Below are 15950 nucleotides of genomic sequence, written 5' to 3' on the forward strand. Positions count from 1 at the left end.
GCGGTAAATCTTTGACTAAATGTCGATGATTTTGGTGGAGCTTATCGCTCTCTAACCCACAACAAGGACAGGACGCTTTTTTATTTTTCGATTCGATTCGGCAAACTATACCGATATTTTCTAGGTGTCGATAGCCTTGAATACAGGTTCCTTCTAGGTTCAAAAATTTGTCAAGTATCATAAGTAAAATAATCTCGTTTTTGGCAATTATATTAAATCTTAACTCGATTGTCTATCTTTTGGTATTAACCTATTTGTGCCTTAAGTCTTTCCCTGTATGGATTTCAGCTACTTTTGAGCGTAGGTGCTCTCATCGAATTTTATTTTAAGTTAATTAGGGTTTGCTGAAAAAACTTTTCGGTGGTGGCAGGGTGTGGGGGGCAGGGTGTGGGGTGTGGGGTTTTATCGATTTTCAGGTGGTCAACTACCTAATTTTCAGGGAAAAAGTACCTGAATTTTCCCCCCGATCCCCGCAATGGCTGGCACTTTTTGAGGGGAAAAAAGTCCAAAAGTCTTATCCAACAAGGTTTTTAGATTTATTCAGCAGACCCTAATTATTTGCATAACAATTTCTGAAGAGCCCAAAAACCTTGCATTATCCTTCTTTTAGTACACACATTGGTACAAAAAAAGAGGACAACAAAGCCTGAAACGACCGGCTCCTGACTCCTTACTCCTAACCCCACCAACAAACTTTTTCAGCAAACCCTACTTATCAGTTATCAGCTTCTGAAAGCAAGGAACAGCAAAAAGAATCTGGCCATTCTCCTACCTAAAAAGAAGGTTAGAAACTAAGTAGATCAAAGCTTGTAGCTTAAGCAATGAAAGTTTTCCCCCACAGGGGAGTTGCAATGATACTAAATCCCCTTAAAATGTAGGGGCGAGCGGGGAGCAGCAGAACTGGGGGAATACCGACCCCTGATTTCTGAACGAGTACGGAGGGAGTCGAACCCCCGACACCCAGGACCGGAACCTGGTGCTCTATCCTCTGAGCTACGTACCCACAATCAAATAAAATACTATCATATTATACCACTAGCCGACGCAGTAGATCAGAAATTCCTATGACTAGCGATCGCCCCTTAAAACTACTGATTAGTAATGATGACGGCATTTCCGCCCTAGGAGTCCGCACCCTTGCCAACACCCTCGCTGCCGTCGGTCATCAAATCACCGTAGTTTGTCCCGACGGCGAGCGTTCTGCTACTGGTCATGGCTTAACCCTACACCATCCCATCCGGGCCGAACAGGTGGAAGGAATTTTTCATCCCGATGTGATTGCTTGGTCCTGCTCGGGAACTCCCGCCGATTCGGTGAAATTTGCCCTTAGTGCCGTCCTGAAAGAGCGTCCCGATTTAGTTTTAGCCGGCATTAACCATGGATCTAATCTCGGCACCGATATCCTCTATTCTGGCACGGTTTCCGCAGCCATGGAGGGCTTAATCGAAGGTATTCCCAGTATTGCTTTTAGTCTGGCTAGTTTTCAAGCCTGTGATTTCCAACCGGCCGCCGATTTTGCCCTCACTTTAGTCAGAAAAGTTGCCCTTAACCCTTTTCCTGTTCCCACTTTACTCAATGTCAATGTCCCTCCGGTCAGTAGTGCCGAAATCAAGGGGGTGAAAATCACTAGGCAAGGATTGCGACGCTACGAAGAAACCTTCGAGAAAAGACTGGATCCTAGGGGTAAAAGTTATTACTGGTTAATTGGGGAAGTGGTGGAAGATATCGAACAACCGGACTACAGCCATTTACCCCCAGAAGTGCCTACAGATGTGCGCGCTATCAGCGAGAATTTTATCACCATCACGCCCCTACAATACAATTTAACTGATGTGCAAGGCTTCCAACATTTGCACCGAAATTCTTGGTTTGATTGAGGATCATCTCATGATATTCTGATTCAATCAGTAGCGTTTGAGAGCCTATGTCCCCATCTCAATTTAATTTTCAAGAAAACGAACTCGAAGAAGCGGATATCATAACCATCTGGGATGAGCAAGGTCGATCGCTGGACTGTTATATTGAGAATGCCTATGAAACCGATGATCTCACCTATATGCTTCTTATCCCCGTCGATACCCCGGTGATGATTCTTGCTTGGGATGAGGAATCGGAGGAAGAAGAATCCGATGCCTTCTTAATCGAAGATAGCGAGGAAATCGAGCGGGTTTTTGCCGATGCTAAAGCGGTTTTAGCAGAATTAGACCTATTGCTCAAGTCCACTGCTCACACCTTAACTGTTAGTGGTGAATTACCGCCCCTGGAAGAAGATAATGTTCTCAGTTTAGAAATTGATGGCGATGAACCCTCCTCGTCATCAGAGCCGGAAGAATTGCAATTTCTCGCCAGTTTCTTTTCGGAAGACCAAAAATACTCGATTTACACTCCCCTAGCTCCTTTGTTATTCTTAGCCGTCGGTGACGGGGAAGGGAAAGTGGAATTAGTTTCCCCCGATGATGACGGTATGGGACCTATTCTAGAGGAACTTTTGTTTGATGAACTCGAATAATTACACGATCTTACCAAATCCGCCTGGCAAAATTTTTGATCAATCTAGTCACAGTATATCTTTCGGGATTTTATAAGTAAAGAGAGGGGCAAGCGGAACCCATCAGCTAAATCTTCGCTGCCATCCCCATATTTTATGGATAAAGATACTCGATTCGCCATTTTACTCATTGGCATCCCCTTTCTAGGACTAGCTTACTGTGGCTTGATTTTTGCCGTGATGATTTATTGGGTCTAGGCCTGGGAACATCCCGTAACCATGGCCACTTTTTTTGTCCTTGCTCCTTCTTTGATTTCTGCCTCTATTTGGCTGTTAGCTTCCTATAAAGCCCGTCAAAAGCGGCGTTTGGGTTTATAGTTGAATGTAGAGGCCGATGGCATTCGTTCAAGAAGAATCAATAGGATAAAAAATGACCGCTTACATTTAAAAACGTATGATTAAATTTTTATCATCGACTGTCCTGATTGCCGCACAACTAACAGCGATCGCGCCTAGTGCTGTCTCCCAACCTTACACATTAACAGGATCGATCGAGGTTTGGGAAGGGTTGCGAGTGCTTACTTCTGTGCCTTCTGGTCAACGCTGGCAATACGGTAATCTTTGTGCAACTGATCGAGCTTTTAAAGATATCTATGATGGGCAGTCAGTCGTGATTAGAAATGCTAACGATACCATCGTGGCGATCGGTAAACTAGGAGAAGGGAGATTTAATCAAAGTCAAGATTCTTCGTTGTGGACTTGCACATTTAAATTTTCCGTACCTAATGTACCAGAATCACCTTTTTACACTATATCGGTCGGGGGAAGAAAACCGATCGCCTTAACCCTTGAAGACCTAAAAGCAAGGAACTGGATTTTAGAATTTACATTAAGTCTTTAGTGTCAACCGCGGCCTAAACGACAGCGATCGCTGTCAGGGATTGGGTAAAAAACCAAAAAGTTTAGCAGCCCCTCCTAAAATGGCGACAACTAGGGCGATAAAAATTCCCCGGTTGGTAAATTCCTGATAAGCAACCCGTGTCGTTAGTCCTTTAATTTCTGTAGTTAGTCGCTCATCTAAAGCTTTAATGTCCCCTCTGATCTCCGATTGTCCTATTTCTACTTTGGTTAACCGTTCATCGATTTTGTCGAATTTTTGATTGACATCTCTTTGTAGGGAGTCTATTTTCCCCTCGATCCTTGTCAGAACAGCTTCTAGGGAATAAGTAACGGTTTCGTTAGCCATTTTCTGTCTCCTATATTTTCTTTAATTGCGATCGCTGGTGAGATTGGGGATACCTAGATATGTCAGTTGTCTCGATATGGTGCGATCGCTCCAGCTAGTTGTGCAAGTGAGCAGTTAAGGGATTGACATAGCTTTAATGTTTGAGATGGGTTCATTCTCGGTTCCCTGTAGCCTGTTTCCCAATTGCTTACGGTTTGCACTGTCACACCTAACCGTTCCGCTAGTTTTCTTTGAGTTAACCCAGCGTTCTCCCGTAATTTCTGCATACGCTGTCCTAGTTCCCTATCCGTCACTATATCTCAAAAATCATCTAAAAATACTGTTGACATTATATAACTATCATTATACATCAAGAATATAAAGAAAGACGACCGCCCTTCGGTGACTTACTGGTAAAAAGACAATGAAGTTGTTGAGTAAATCGGTTTTACTTACCGTTTGTGGCTTAGTATGTCCAAAAAGAATCAATAATCAGTCTTTAGTCAGAATCAGAGCAGCACAGGGCTGACATTTAGCAGCAAAAATAAATTCAGAACGATTTTGCGCCGTTTCAGCGATCACTAAAATTGTTAAGAATTGTACAACCCTCTTGTTATAAGGCTTTTTATGTCATGAAACCTTAAAATGAGAATTGCTGGACATTTAGGGGCTGGGCGCGATAGGATGAAAAAGTGCTAGATAAAAACTCCCCTCCCTTACAGTCCTTAGTGGCGGGTCACTGGTTCAAGCTCATCTGTGGAGCTAGTTACCAAGATTTGCCCACGATTCGCAACCTCGCCCTGGCCTATACTATCGCCGGGGCCGATTGTATTGATGTGGCTGCCGATCGAGCCGTGATCCTTGCGGCCCGCGAAGGCATGGAAACCGCTGCCAAAATCGCCGGATTCCCCCCCAATCAACGACCTTGGTTAATGGTCAGTCTCAATGACGGGGAAGATCCCCACTTTCGCAAAGCTGTCTTTAACCCGCAAATCTGTCCGGTCGATTGTCCCCGTCCCTGCGAAAAAATCTGTCCCGCTTATGCTATTGATCGGGGGGGAGTGATTGAACAGCGCTGTTATGGTTGCGGTCGCTGCTTACCCGTTTGTCCAGAGCAGATAATCGAGACAAGATCCCGTGTCTGTCAACCCGCAGAAATTATCCCCTTAATTATCGAAATGGGAGTAGATGCGATCGAAATTCATACCCAAGTCGGACACGGAGAGGAATTTGCTCGACTCTGGCAAGCGATCGCACCTTTAACGAAAAACCTAAAAATCCTGGCCATAAGTTGCCAAGATCACGAATATATCATTAATTACCTCCACTATCTGCAAGAAACTATTTCACCCCTAAGCTGTCCTCTGATTTGGCAGACGGACGGCCGACCGATGAGCGGCGATATCGGCAAAGGAACCACCCACCCGGCCATTAATATGGCCAAAAAAGTTCTTTCCAGCAATCTAGCTGGATTTGTGCAGTTAGCTGGGGGAACCAATGACCACACCGTGACCAAATTAGAGCAACTGGGACTGAGAGAAAAAATCGCTGGTATTGCCTATGGAAGTTACGCCCGTTCATTGATTTTGCCAATTTTAGAGCATTTAGACCAGCCTAACCTTGAAAATGACCCCCAAGCTTACCAAGAAGCCCTTAAAGCCGCTTCTATGGGGGTTGCTCAATTAAAAGCCGAGCCTTGGTCAACAAACTATAATATTTTTTTAATTGACAACTAACCGGTAAATGTGTTAGACCCCAAGAAAATCTTGGAAATCAAAACAGCCAATTATCGCCAAAACCTTTTACTATTAATTTAATGCCAGAAACCCTACCCTCCTCTCGGATGCCAGTGACCGACGACTTAAACAAACTCTTGGCAATTCTACCTGCTCGAATTCGCGGCAAGATCGAGGAACACCCGCGGCAGCATCAACTGATCGAAGTAGTTATGGATTTGGGACGCATACCAGAAGCGCGTTTTCCCGATGGGGCGATCGATCTGGGGGACGAACCGATCTCAAAAGAAGAAATCCAGTATTCGATCGCCCGGGTGGGCAGTTTTAGCGGCGATAATCGCGCCGGGATTGAACGCACCCTGCACCGCATCAGTGCCATTCGCAATCGAGACGGGGAAATTATCGGTTTAACCTGTCGTATTGGTCGGGCTGTTTTCGGTACGATCACCCTAATTAACGACCTAGTGGAAACTGGTAAATCCCTGCTGCTGCTCGGTCGTCCGGGGGTGGGGAAAACCACGGCCTTGCGGGAAATAGCTCGAGTTTTAGCCGATGACCTCAATAAACGGGTAGTGATTATCGACACCTCCAACGAAATCGCTGGAGATGGAGATATTCCCCATCCGGCCATCGGTCGCGCTCGTCGGATGCAGGTGGCCCGTCCGGAATTGCAGCATCAAGTCATGATCGAAGCGGTGGAAAACCATATGCCGGAGGTAATCGTGATTGATGAGATCGGTACGGAATTAGAAGCTCTGGCCGCTCGCACGATCGCCGAACGCGGGGTGCAGTTAGTGGGAACCGCCCACGGCAATCAACTGGAAAATTTAATTAAAAACCCGACTTTATCGGATTTAGTCGGGGGAATTCAAGCAGTAACTCTCGGAGACGAAGAAGCGCGCCGCCGGGGTTCTCAGAAAACCGTTTTAGAACGCAAAGCACCCCCCACCTTTGACATTGCCATCGAAATGTTGGAACGTCAGCGCTGGGTCATTCACGAGGACGTATCCACCACTATCGACCAACTGCTGCGGGGACGGGAAGCAATTGCCCAAATCCGTTGGGTGGACGAGGAGGGAAAAGTACAGGTCGCTCAGGAAGAGCCAAAACCGGAAAAGTTGACCCCTTTGCGCGGCAATTATCTGCCAGAAATGGATAAACCCAAGGGATGGCGGGCCGATGGCCGGATGACTCCCGTGGCCCGTTTCCCTGCCGGACCGCTCAACCGGGAAAACGATTTCGATCGCCTCCTCGAACAATCCTGGCTACAGGAGGAACTAGAAACGGAAAAAGTCCGCATCCCCGGTCCCAATGGCGAAGATTGGCCAGTTTATGTCTATCCCTACGGAGTCAGTCGCGCCCCGATCGAACAGGTAGTACAGGCCCTAGATTTGCCGATCATGTTGACCAAAGATTTACAGGGGGCCGACGCGGTGCTAGCCCTGCGTTCCCACGTTAAAAATCAGTCAAAATTGCGTCAAATTGCCAAAGTAAGACAAATTCCCATCCACGGCATCAAATCCAATACCCTGCCCCAAATCTCTCGCGGTTTAAAGCGGATTTTGGGCATTGATGACCCGATGAATCAGGAGGGCGCGGATTTGCGTTTATTTGCCCGCAGCGGTAGCGATGACGAGATCGAAGCTCTGGAGGAGGCCCGGTTAGCGGTGGAACAAATCGTTATTCCTACTGGTCAACCGGTGGAGTTACTGCCGCGATCGGCGAAAGTGCGGAAAATGCAGCACGAATTGGTGGAACATTACCGTCTCCAATCCGATAGCTTCGGAGAGGAACCGAATCGCCGTATTCGCATCTATCCAGCTTAGGAGTCGGGAATTTGAAGCGACGAACGCTAATTATTATGGGTACGGGGGCGGCGATCGGTGGGGTGGCCTCCCTGATTATCCATCGTCCCCGATCGGCGGCGGAATTACGGGACAAAATGCCCCTGGCTGCAAGAATTAAGCTCTGTCTCGATCTGGCTAGGACGAAACTAACCACGACGATCGACTATCTCGATAGTTATGCCTATCTTGGCATTGTTTATCCCTATTTTACCCATCCAGAGCCATCGGGTTTGAATTTCTTCAATTGGCGACGGAGGCTCAATAGTCCCACGCCAGGCACTTGGAAGCTAGAAAACGCCGATTTTTGGGCGGCTGGGGCTTTTCCTGCTTTGTTATGGAAAATGGCTGATTTAGAATCAGACCCTATGTATGGCGGCTTTTGGGCAGCTGCTGCGAAAAAATGGGGCGATCCCTTAAAAGAAGCCAGTTTGAAGAACAAAGACGTCGGTCTTAATAATTTACTGGTGTTTGCTCCTTGGTTTGAGTCAGGGCAGGGCAAGGAAAAACAGCAAGCTTTAGAGATAACTTTACGAGGGGCCAGACAACTAGCCCAACCTTTTCAGGATGGCAAGGGGAGTTATCACAGCGATATCGGGACTTTTGGCTGGTTACGCAAGGCCGATCGCACCGATCAGCAAGAACATTGGCAGGTTTTTATCGACCATACGATCAATATAGAACAACTGCTCTGGGCAAGTCTCCACAATCCTGACCCCAAGGAAGCAAAGGATTGGCAAGAAAAGGCCCTTTCCCACATCCGCACCCTTAGCCGCACCTTTGGGGCTAACCGTCGCCCGGGTAAAACGGGAACTTGGCAAAGAGGGTATTTTGATCAAAATGTCAACTCTCCCACCTATAGAAATTTCTTATTTAATGAGGGGAAACAGGGCTGGCGCGATGATAGCACTTGGTCTCGGGGTCAAGCTTGGTTTATTTATAGTGCCACGACGGCCTATATTTACACCAGCGATGCGGAAATGTTAACCATTGCTAAGGATGCCATTAATTATTATCTGGACAATTTGCCCGATCGCTGGCCCGGTGGACAAAGACGCGCTGGAGATTTTATCCCCCCTTGGGATTTTGATTATGCCTTGCAAAAAAATGCCGCTACGGAAAGGGATTCTTCGGCAGCGGCCATCGCAGTGTCGGGGATGATTCGCTTATTAAAGGCTTTACCCAGCAATGATCCTAGTTATGGAACCTATCGAGAGGCGATCGATAATACTCTCTTGAATTTGACTTCTTTTGCCTATTTTCCCGACGAAACCGCCCCAGAGATGAGTCTATTGCGTCATGGTTGTTATCATCATCCCGCCGCAATTCAACCCGGCCAAATCTATGATACCGGTTTAATTTGGGGAGACCTCTTTTTTATAAATGCTTTGGCTGAATACCAAGATTTACCCGCTACTTAGGGTTGGCTGAATAAATCTAAAAACCTTGTTGGATTATATCTTTAGATTTTTTTGAAATCCAAAAGTGCCTGGCCTGGGAGTGATCAGGGGGAAAATTCAGGTACTTTTTCCCTGAAAATTAGGTAGTTGACCACCTGAAAATCGGTAAAACCCTACACCCACCCTGCCCCCCCGATGTCGGGGGGGTTGGGGGCCACACCCTGCCACCACCGAAAAACTTTTTGCCGCAAACCCTAAATATAACTTAACTCAGTAAAAAAGACTTATTCGGATGGACAAGAAAGCCTTTTTTCAAGGCCTCTCGTCCTAATAACATCCGAAAACCCATGACATCGCGATTAGTCAAGGTTAATTCGATCGCCCATTGATGACCGCCTAGTAATACACTTGTTCTAATTACTGGACGTAGTTGACTTTGACCCCCGGAATTTTTTACCCGTCGCCATTCGAGGATTTCTGCGGTGGTGGTGACAGTGTGGCGACTATCTTTTTGGTAGGGATGCACTTGAAAGCGCAGCAAACTGCGATCGCCATCGGGAAAACGATGTAGATGAAAAGCGTGTAGGGACGAGGAGCGAGCGCCTGTATCAATCTTGGCTTTAATTTTGGTAATGCCTAAATCAGGTAAATCTAGCCATTCTCGCCAACCAATGATGATTTTATCGGGTTTCATCTATCTATTTAGTTTTTTCCTCTTCGATTTCCCGCTGCATTTGGGCGATTTCTTCAGGAGTCATCGCTTCCAGGCGTTTTTTAAAGACGGCATCTTCGTAATCCTTGCGCTGTTTGCCGTAGGTCATATTATCGGTGGCGACTCGAAACAGATAGGTAAAAATCCAACCGATGACACCACCCACCAACACCGCTTGACTCCAAATTCCCGCCGAAGCACTATCTAAACCGGTTTTTTGCAGGACAATGTAGAGGATGCCGCCCATAGCAAACATCCCTATACCGATCCCGATGACATCTATGCGTCTCATGGGTTTTTTTGGTTGATAACTTAAGCTTTGAGGGTACGACGTTGGGGACGGAAGTTAAGGAAAGGACTTAACAACAACATACCGGGGAAGAAAAAGCTCATCAGAAAGTACATAAACCCTCTTTCCCAAGAAGATGCCACATACCAGCGCGTATTGAGGTAGTAGTAGATAACGGCGGGAATGACGAGCAAATACAAGACACTGAGAGATAGATAGATCAGGGCGATGATAATGGTTTCTTGCGTCAGAATTGATTGCATAAGGATATATTTTTCTCAATAGCTGTCGGCGAACGGCAATTCACCTGCTAATTATTTTACCCTGTCTTTCCCCTTTTGTGGCGATCGAATTGGCAGGCTAAAATAATTTACTGAAAATACTCTTGCTAATTAAATCATTTATGATATGATAAAAAATTGTCGGTCAAATAACGGGGGCGTGGCGGAATGGTAGACGCTACGGACTTAAAATCCGTTGAGCCTTATAAGCTCGTGAGAGTTCGAGTCTCTCTGCCCCCATCCATCGAAAGTCTATATTTAAACTGAGTATTGGGTATTTTAGTACAAATGCCCAGACTTCCTCTCCCTGCCCCCAGAAAAAACTTTTTCAGCCAGCCCTATCTAAAATATCCAATAATTCTAGGGGATGATGAATAAGATGATCGGGGTTAAATTGAGTGAGAATTTGAGGGGAATTAAAGCCCCAAGCGACTGCCACCACTTGCACTTGACTTTTTTGGGCAGCAGTAATATCCCTAGTTTCATCGCCGACATAAATCATTTCATCGGGACAGAATTTATTTTGTCGGAGCAGGCGATTGAGAATTTTGTGTTTGCCGAATAAAGGCGTTCCCGAACAGATAAAATCAAATAAATTTAAGAGTTGATTATTACCTAAAAATATGGTGACATTTTCTTTGGTATTAGAAGTTATGATTCCTAATCTATAGCCTCTTGCTTTAAGAGTGGCGAGGCAGTGATGCCAGCCATGGAAGGGTTTCAGACATTCAATTTGTTTATTTAATTCCCGTTTAACTCGATGGAGTAAAAAAGGGATTTTAACGAGGGAAACTTGGGATTGTTTAACAATTTCTTGGGAACTAAGGTTTTTTAGTCTGGCCAAATCTTCCTCGTTGATGGGTTGATAACCAAAATTTTTAGCCAAACGATTGACAATCTCCACGAAGGTATCGTGGGTATCGGCGATAGTACCATCAAAATCGAACAGGACTACTTTAATTGTCATCTTGTGCGGGGTTAAGGGAATGAGCTAAATTAGCTTGGGCATTACGTCGCCACTGCTGGGGTTTAATCCGACGTAGGGCTGACGAGATGAAACGACGATCCCACTCCTCTATAGTTAGATTAGCTAATTCATCCAACCTTGGCGAGAGGTTTTCGGGACGAGGTTGAAAATCCTCCACGTCGGTAACTTGGGCAAAACGTTGATTCCAAGGACAGACATCTTGACAGATATCGCAGCCGGCTACCCAACCTTGTAAATTCTTGGCAATTTCTGTAGGCAAAGTGACAGCACGATTTTCGATAGTATGATAAGCAATACAGCGATTAGCATCCACCACATAGGGACTAACTATTGCTTGGGTGGGACAAGCGCTTAAACAACGGCTACAGGTGCCACAATGGGCGCTATGGGGTCGATCGGGTTCTAAAGGTAAATTAGTTAATATTTCGGACAAAAACACCCAACTGCCGTAATTGCGGGTAATTAAGTTGCCATTCTTGGCAATCCAGCCGATCCCTGCTCTTTGCGCCCAAACTTTATCCTGTACAGGTCCCGTATCCACATAGTAACGGGTTTGAATTTGCTCCCCCTGACTTTCTAACCATTGACTGAGGGCTTTTAATTTTTTACTTAATACTTTGTGATAATCCCTTCCCCAAGCATAACGAGAAATTTTGCCGTGGTTTTGTTCTTGACTCTGTTGCTGGGGGGTGTAGTAGTTAATGGCAAGACAAATTAGCGATCGCACTTCTGGCCAAAGAGTTTTGATATCCTGTCGTTTCGGGTTAGTCATCCAATCCATATCAGCGTGATAACCCCGCTCTAACCAGCTTTTTAGATGGGATACCGCCGAGTCTTGGCTGTCCACAGAGGCAATACCGACCCCATGGAAGCCCAACTCTAGCGCTTTTTCTTTGATTTGTGTTTCTGTCACCATAGAAATATCTTAAGTCAAGTATTTGTAACAATTATTTGCAATCCTAAATTTTTTGTTACATAATGGGCAGGTAAAGAGATAAGGCAGTAAGCAGGTCTCTAAATTAAATGAACAATCACCTCTGAGGCTTATTATGGTTTACACTGCATCTGCATTCAACACTTTGGCGCTCGATGTTCCTAGCACCACCGCTCAATACAAAAGTTTGAACACCGATGATAAACTAGCCGTTCTCTGGTTCGCCTATACGGAAATGGGTCGCTCTATTACCCCCGCCGCACCGGGAGCCGCTCGTTTACAATTTGCCGAGGGACTACTGAGCCAAATTAAAGCCATGTCCCACTCTGAACAATTAGAAACCATGCGCGATTTGGTTAAAAAAGTCAGCAATCCGATTACCCGCTCCTACGGTGTTCTCAGTGTTAACACCAAACTAGCTTTCTGGTATCAATTAGCGGAAATGATGAAGGAAGGAACTGTGGTTCCCGTCCCCGCTAACTACAAAATGACTCGCGAGGCAAATATCGTCCTCACCGCTCTGCAAAGACTGGACTTTAGCCAACAAATCACCGTTTTACGCAATGCTGTAGTGGACATGGGTGTAGATCCTCTTGCCTAGTTTTTCAACTCATCTTTATCTTTAATTTTGACCAAACAACTACCTTGATCCATAACTCCTAGCCGAGAGGTTAGGGGTTGTTTTTTATCGAGAGCAGTTATCTTCATGGTGAGGTAGGAAGTCTCCGATTTTAGGGAACGCCGGAACTGCGGAACAGTAGCTGGTCGATGCCCAATACCGTCATACTTGATCTTGAGGAGAACCGCTGTAACTATTGACTTGCTGAATTAACACCCGTCCCCAAAATGACTTGTACTTTGGTAGTACAATTATATTAAACTAAGAAAGATTAAAACAAATAACCATGTCTCAACCGATTACCATCGAAGATATCTATAAACTTTTCGAGAAAACTAACGAAAAGTTTGAACAATCACGCCAAGAATACGATCGCCGGGCTGCTGAAGCTAAGGCCGAAGCCGATCGCCGGGCTGCTGAAGCTAAGGCCGAAGCCGATCGCCGGGCTGCTGAAGCCAAGGCCGAAGCCGATCGCTGGGCCGCCGAAGCCGATCGCCGGGCTGCTGAAGCCGATCGCCGTTTAGCCAAGCTAGAGAAAACAGTGGCTAATACCAGTCGTGCTGTGGATAGTTTAACCACTCGCTGGGGAAGATTTGTCGAGGAATTAGTCGAACCTGCTGTTATTAGCCTATTTCGTGCCAAAGGTATCGATGTCAAAGAAACCTACAGTCGTGCCAGGGTAAAACGGCAAGGAATAGCCATGGAGATTGACATTTTAGCCGTCGATGAAACCGAGGTAGTTTTAGTAGAATGTAAGTCTCGTTTATCGAAAGATGATGTCAACGAGTTTTTAGAAAAATTAAGTCGATTTAAACAAGCATTTCCCCATTATAAAAACTATCAAGCTTATGGTGCAGTGGCGGGAATAGAAATAGATGAAGGAGTAGATCGTTATGCCTATAAACAAGGTTTATTTGTAATTAAACCATCGGGAGAAACGGTAGAAATCATTAATGATTCTGGTTTCGAGCCTAAATTATGGTAGGAGAAAGATGGTTCCTTCATCTAGCAAAGTATTGGCGGGAGGTCTAATTTTTACAACCTAGCACTAGACTAACTTATGGATAGGATGCACGATTAGTATTCATATTTTGATTCAGGAAAGCATAATTAATTTTTGAGGATTCAAAAACGGCAAAAATAAGGATTAAATTGCATAAAATCTGTGAATAGACCATTATTATTCATTCTCAATTCTCCCGACTACTGATGACCGACTCCTAACCCTAACAACAATTTTTGATTTTTACCAGAGGTCTAGTAACGACTTGTCCTAAAATTGCCAATACCCAGTTTCAATGCACAAGAGCCTGATGGCTAAAAACTGGCTCCAGTTTTTGACCGGGATAGCACCGCTTGATCGCAGTGGATCGTAAAATGGGATAATGCTAACTTTGAGAGTCAGAGAGACTATGAGTGAATTCGACTACGATTTAATTATTATCGGTGCTGGAGTTGGTGGCCACGGGGCAGCCCTACACGCAGTCAAATGTGGGCTAAAAACAGCTATTATTGAAGCCAAAGATATGGGAGGAACCTGTGTTAATCGCGGTTGTATTCCTTCTAAAGCTTTGCTGGCAGCCTCGGGACGAGTGCGCGAATTGGCCGATAGTGACCATCTGAAAAGTCTAGGTATTGCCATCGGTGGCGTTAATTTTGACCGTCCGACAATTGCTAATCATGCTAACAACCTTGTTAGTAAAATTAGAGGCGATCTCACTAATAGTCTTAAACGTCTCAAGGTTGATACTATCCACGGTTGGGGAAAAATCGCCGGCCCGCAAAAAGTCAGCGTCATCGGGGATAGTGGCGAAAAAATCTACACCGCTAAGGATATTATGCTCTGTCCGGGGTCGGTTCCCTTTGTCCCACCGGGGATCGAGATCGATCATAAAACGGTTTTTACCAGTGATGAGGCCGTTAGATTAGAAACTTTACCCAAGTGGATTGCAATTATCGGTAGTGGTTATATCGGTCTGGAATTTTCGGATATATACACCGCTTTGGGTTGTGAAGTAACGATGATCGAAGCTTTAGATAGTCTCATGCCTGGATTTGACCCAGAAATCTCGAAAATCGCGGAAAGAGTTCTGATTAAACCTAGAGACATCGAGACTTATGTGGGAGTTTTGGCAAAAAGTATTAAACCGGGGAATCCCGTGGCCATTGAACTGGTGGACGCAAAAAGCAAAGAAGCGATCGAAATTTTAGAAGTAGATGCTTGTTTAGTCGCTACAGGAAGAATCCCCGCAACCAAGAATCTCGGATTGGAATTTGTGGGGGTAGAACTGGATAAACGCGGTTTTATTGCCGTTAATGACAAAATGCAGGTAATTCAGGACGGTGAACCGATTCCCCATCTCTGGGCCGTGGGTGATGCTACGGGTAAAATGATGTTAGCTCACGCTGCTTCGGGTCAAGGGGTAATAGCCATTGAAAATATCTGTAATCGCCCAAAAACCATCGATTATCGCAGTATTCCCGCTGCTGCTTTTACCCACCCCGAGATTAGTTATGTGGGTTTAACGGAACCGCAAGCAGAAGTTTTGGCACAGCAAGAAGGGTATAAAGTCGCTGCTGTCAAGACCTATTTTAAGGGAAATTCTAAAGCTTTAGCGGAAGGAGAAACGGAAGGCATCGCTAAAGTCGTTTATCGTCAGGATACGGGGGAATTACTCGGTGTTCATATTATCGGTATCCACGCATCGGATTTAATTCAAGAAGCGGCCAATGCGATCGCTGAACGTAAATCCGTCCATGAACTCGCTTTCCGCATCCACACCCATCCGACTCTCTCAGAAGTCCTCGACGAAGCTTATAAACGCGCTGAAGTGGCAGCATAGAGTCAGTTATCAGTTATTAGTTATCAGTGATCAGTGATCAAGTGATCAGCTTCTGAAGGCAAGAGGCAACAGGCACTCGTGCAAAAGACAGAATCTGGCAATTCTCCAAGTTTCCGACTCCTGAATTCTGACTCCTTTCTCTTTTTTTACTTTTTACTTTAAAGATTATGTTTGGATTAGGTTGGCCAGAAATAGTAATTATTGCTGTAGTTGTTCTCCTGATATTTGGACCGAAAAAAATACCCGAATTTGGGGCAGCTTTGGGGAAAACTTTACGGGGATTTAAAGAAGAAATCAATCAAGATGATCAAGAAATTGAAGACAGTGATGAGAAGATGAGATAGATTTCGGCGGGTGCATCTCATTTTTGTAAATCTACTAATTTGGGATTTTTAAGGGGAAACTTTCTCCTAAAATTGGGCGTTACTTTCGGTTTTATCACTCAATCCAAGCTTTTGGGGGGTTCTACCCCCCAAACCCCCCGTTGGGGGCGTGGCGCCGCCCCCAAACCCCCCGCGCATTAGGTTAACTGTCAGATGCTTACACGCGATTGTTCATATTTTTGTACTAATTTAAGAGTCACTGATAATT

18 protein-coding genes, 2 tRNA genes and 2 pseudogenes are annotated in these 15950 nt (G+C 45.3%); 13 read left to right on the top strand and 9 right to left on the bottom strand.

The features are described from left to right. Positions 1–181 (bottom strand): annotated as a pseudogene (locus MICAI_RS24655) (ISL3 family transposase); the annotation flags it as partial. A gap of 190 nt (positions 182–371) precedes the next feature. Between MICAI_RS24655 and MICAI_RS28030 the strand changes: the two are divergent. Continuing rightward, positions 372–554, top strand: coding sequence for a hypothetical protein (locus MICAI_RS28030; protein WP_306342943.1), 183 nt, complete (start codon positions 372–374; stop codon positions 552–554). A 376-nt stretch (positions 555–930) separates the two neighbouring features. Here the strand turns inward: MICAI_RS28030 and MICAI_RS21025 are convergent. Then, a tRNA-Arg gene (locus tag MICAI_RS21025) sits at positions 931–1003 on the bottom strand. Positions 1004–1064: 61 nt separating this feature from the next. Here MICAI_RS21025 and surE point away from each other — a divergent pair. The 4 genes and pseudogenes from surE to MICAI_RS21045 all read left to right on the top strand — a co-directional run bounded on the left by surE (position 1065) and on the right by MICAI_RS21045 (position 3389). Continuing rightward, positions 1065–1877 (top strand): 5'/3'-nucleotidase SurE, encoded by an 813-nt coding sequence (gene surE / locus MICAI_RS21030; protein ID WP_008206857.1) that lies wholly within the window; start codon positions 1065–1067, stop codon positions 1875–1877. Between the two features lie 47 nt (positions 1878–1924). Next, on the top strand, positions 1925–2509 hold the full coding sequence (locus tag MICAI_RS21035; protein WP_008206859.1) for a DUF3727 domain-containing protein: 585 nt from the start codon (positions 1925–1927) through the stop codon (positions 2507–2509). Positions 2510–2644: 135 nt separating this feature from the next. After that, positions 2645–2866: pseudogene (locus tag MICAI_RS28035) on the top strand (hypothetical protein). A 76-nt stretch (positions 2867–2942) separates the two neighbouring features. Beyond that, positions 2943–3389: a hypothetical protein gene (locus MICAI_RS21045; RefSeq protein WP_008206860.1), complete on the top strand. Its 447-nt coding sequence runs from the start codon at positions 2943–2945 to the stop codon at positions 3387–3389. A gap of 33 nt (positions 3390–3422) precedes the next feature. On the opposite strand, the gene MICAI_RS21050 is transcribed toward MICAI_RS21045, so the two are convergent. Further along, on the bottom strand, positions 3423–3734 hold the full coding sequence (locus tag MICAI_RS21050) for a DUF4164 family protein (RefSeq protein ID WP_002784899.1): 312 nt from the start codon (positions 3732–3734) through the stop codon (positions 3423–3425). Between the two features lie 62 nt (positions 3735–3796). Continuing rightward, entirely contained in the window at positions 3797–4027 is a 231-nt protein-coding gene (locus tag MICAI_RS24660) for a helix-turn-helix domain-containing protein (protein ID WP_008206863.1), read from the bottom strand. A gap of 378 nt (positions 4028–4405) precedes the next feature. Here MICAI_RS24660 and ldpA point away from each other — a divergent pair, with 378 nt between their 5' ends. The 3 genes from ldpA to MICAI_RS21070 all read left to right on the top strand — a co-directional run bounded on the left by ldpA (position 4406) and on the right by MICAI_RS21070 (position 8714). Beyond that, a complete protein-coding gene (gene ldpA, locus MICAI_RS21060; RefSeq protein WP_008206865.1) occupies positions 4406–5449 on the top strand; it encodes a circadian clock protein LdpA in 1044 nt (347 codons plus the stop codon). 80 nt (positions 5450–5529) lie between these two features. Beyond that, the gene (locus MICAI_RS21065) at positions 5530–7275 is read left to right on the top strand and encodes a R3H domain-containing nucleic acid-binding protein (RefSeq protein ID WP_008206867.1); all 1746 of its coding nucleotides are present in this window, start codon (positions 5530–5532) and stop codon (positions 7273–7275) included. Positions 7276–7286: 11 nt separating this feature from the next. Continuing rightward, on the top strand, positions 7287–8714 hold the full coding sequence (locus MICAI_RS21070; protein WP_172456673.1) for a hypothetical protein: 1428 nt from the start codon (positions 7287–7289) through the stop codon (positions 8712–8714). A 244-nt stretch (positions 8715–8958) separates the two neighbouring features. Here MICAI_RS21070 and MICAI_RS21075 read toward each other — a convergent pair whose 3' ends face one another. Genes MICAI_RS21075 through ndhL form a run of 3 tightly spaced genes read right to left on the bottom strand, consistent with a single transcriptional unit; the run spans position 8959 to position 9957 of the window. Next, positions 8959–9387, bottom strand: a complete 429-nt coding sequence (locus tag MICAI_RS21075; protein WP_008206872.1) for an ATP-dependent zinc protease family protein — start codon at positions 9385–9387, stop codon at positions 8959–8961. 4 nt (positions 9388–9391) lie between these two features. Then, positions 9392–9697 (bottom strand): DUF3007 family protein, encoded by a 306-nt coding sequence (locus MICAI_RS21080; protein ID WP_002783731.1) that lies wholly within the window; start codon positions 9695–9697, stop codon positions 9392–9394. A gap of 20 nt (positions 9698–9717) precedes the next feature. Continuing rightward, positions 9718–9957, bottom strand: coding sequence for an NAD(P)H-quinone oxidoreductase subunit L (gene ndhL, locus MICAI_RS21085; protein WP_002732218.1), 240 nt, complete (start codon positions 9955–9957; stop codon positions 9718–9720). 172 nt (positions 9958–10129) lie between these two features. Between ndhL and MICAI_RS21090 the strand changes: the two genes are divergently transcribed. After that, positions 10130–10215 (top strand) — tRNA-Leu (locus MICAI_RS21090). An 88-nt stretch (positions 10216–10303) separates the two neighbouring features. On the opposite strand, the gene MICAI_RS21095 is transcribed toward MICAI_RS21090, so the two are convergent. Together MICAI_RS21095 and queG are read right to left on the bottom strand one after the other, a co-directional pair. Beyond that, positions 10304–10942 carry an HAD-IA family hydrolase gene (locus tag MICAI_RS21095; protein WP_008206874.1) on the bottom strand — a complete coding sequence of 213 codons (639 nt, stop codon included), beginning with the start codon at positions 10940–10942 and terminating at the stop codon, positions 10304–10306. After that, a complete protein-coding gene (gene queG / locus MICAI_RS21100; protein WP_008206875.1) occupies positions 10932–11879 on the bottom strand; it encodes a tRNA epoxyqueuosine(34) reductase QueG in 948 nt (315 codons plus the stop codon). Before queG ends, MICAI_RS21095 begins: the two co-directional genes overlap by 11 nt. Before the next feature lie 133 nt (positions 11880–12012). Between queG and MICAI_RS21105 the strand changes: the two genes are divergently transcribed. The 4 genes from MICAI_RS21105 to tatA all read left to right on the top strand — a co-directional run bounded on the left by MICAI_RS21105 (position 12013) and on the right by tatA (position 15703). Further along, entirely contained in the window at positions 12013–12498 is a 486-nt protein-coding gene (locus MICAI_RS21105; RefSeq protein ID WP_008206876.1) for an orange carotenoid protein N-terminal domain-containing protein, read from the top strand. Positions 12499–12802: 304 nt separating this feature from the next. Beyond that, complete coding sequence (locus MICAI_RS21110) at positions 12803–13501, top strand: hypothetical protein (protein ID WP_008206877.1); 699 nt, start codon at positions 12803–12805, stop codon at positions 13499–13501. Between the two features lie 427 nt (positions 13502–13928). Then, the gene (lpdA, locus tag MICAI_RS21115) at positions 13929–15359 is read left to right on the top strand and encodes a dihydrolipoyl dehydrogenase (RefSeq protein ID WP_008206878.1); all 1431 of its coding nucleotides are present in this window, start codon (positions 13929–13931) and stop codon (positions 15357–15359) included. A 167-nt stretch (positions 15360–15526) separates the two neighbouring features. After that, complete coding sequence (gene tatA, locus MICAI_RS21120; RefSeq protein WP_002763330.1) at positions 15527–15703, top strand: twin-arginine translocase TatA/TatE family subunit; 177 nt, start codon at positions 15527–15529, stop codon at positions 15701–15703. Positions 15704–15950 lie beyond the last annotated feature (247 nt).

Source organism: Microcystis sp. T1-4 (genome assembly GCF_000297435.1).
GTDB lineage: Bacteria > Cyanobacteriota > Cyanobacteriia > Cyanobacteriales > Microcystaceae > Microcystis.